Annotated in this window: 1 protein-coding gene; it reads right to left on the reverse strand. The window is 64.1% G+C overall.

The window, feature by feature from the left end; all coding sequences use genetic code 11:
* On the reverse strand, positions 1-1,682 hold a 1,682-nt coding region (locus tag ACWDTP_RS38345; protein ID WP_450028426.1), incomplete at both ends, for a non-ribosomal peptide synthetase.

Genomic DNA, 1,682 nt, shown 5'->3' on the forward strand with positions numbered 1-1,682 from the left:
AGACTGGATTTCGCCGAGTTCGATGCGGTACCCGCGGATCTTGACCTGCTCATCGGCCCGCCCGCCGTACCGCAACTGCCCATCGACACCCCACGACACCAAGTCCCCGGTGCGATACATCCGCGCACCCGGCCCACCGAACGGACACGCCACAAACCGCGAACCCGTCAACCCCGGCCGGCGCACATACCCCACCCCGACACCACGACCCGCCACATACAACTCACCCACCACACCCGCGGGCACCGGCCGCAACCACCGATCCAACACAAACAACGCCGCCCCCGGCACCGGATACCCGATCGGCACCACACCCGACCCAGCCTGCAACGGCCGGCTGATCGTGGCATACACCGTCGTCTCGGTCGGCCCATACCCATTGACCATCACCCGACCCGACGACCACGCATCCACCACCTCCGGCGGGCACGCCTCAGCAGCCACCATCAACACCCCAACCGACCCCAACTGACCCGGCGACAACATCCCCACCGCCGACGGCGTCTGACTCAACACCGAAACACGCTCAGCGACCAACAACGCCTGCAAATCCTTCGGCGACCGGGTCACCTGCTCAGGCACCACCACCAACCGGCCACCATGCAACAACGCCCCCCACATCTCCCACACCGAATAATCAAACGCCAACGACGCACACTGAGCCCACACCTGACCCGAGCCCAACCCCACACCCACACCCACATCAAGACCATCAAACAACCGCGTCACATTGCCATGCGTAACCGCAACACCTTTCGGCACACCCGTCGTCCCCGACGTATAAATAACATGCGCCACATCATCAGCCGCCGGTACCGCCAACAGGCCAGCGGGGTAGGTGTCAATCCGCAGATCCTCAACATCGACCACCCGCACCCCACAACCCGCCAACCGATGCGCCAAACCAGCCGTGGTCAACACCACCACCGGACCCGCATCAGCCACCATGAACTCAATACGCGCATCCGGCACCGCCGGATCCATCGGCAGATACCCCGCCCCCGACTTCAACACCGCCAGAATCGCAACCACCGCCCGCTCCGAGCGACCCAACAACAACCCCACACACTCGCCGGCGGCCGCCCCTTGATCAACCAACAGACCTGCCAACCGATTCGAGGCCTCATCCAGCTCCCGGTACGTCCACGACCGACCCTCAAAACTCACCGCCACCGCATCCGGAGTACGCACCGCCTGCCGGGCGAACTTCGCCACAATGGACTCCTCGGCCACAGACTCGGCCAAGACTTCGCGATGCCCAAACCCGTCAAGTTGCGCAGACTCGGCCGCGTCGAGCAGATCGACCGACGACAACAACCGCGACGGGTCCGCCGTCATCGCTACCAACACCCGTTGCAACCGCTCGATCAACGCCTCAATACTCACCGCATCGAACACATCGGTACGGAATTCCACCAAGCCGCCGATTCCTGCCGGCGCACCGGTTGCGTCGACGCGTTCACCCAGTGAGAACACCAGATCCATCCGAGCAGTTCGGGTTTCCGCGGGCAGCGGCGTGACCCGCACATCGCCCAATGCCAGTCTCGAAGTGGGATCCGTCCCAAAGTTCTGCCAAGTCAGCATCACCTGAACGAGCGGGTGATGGGTCCGGCTGCGGGCCGGGTTGAGCCGCTCCACCAACACCTCGAACGGCACATCCTGATGCTCGAAAGCCGCCAGGC

Source organism: Mycobacterium sp. NPDC003449, from assembly GCF_053588415.1.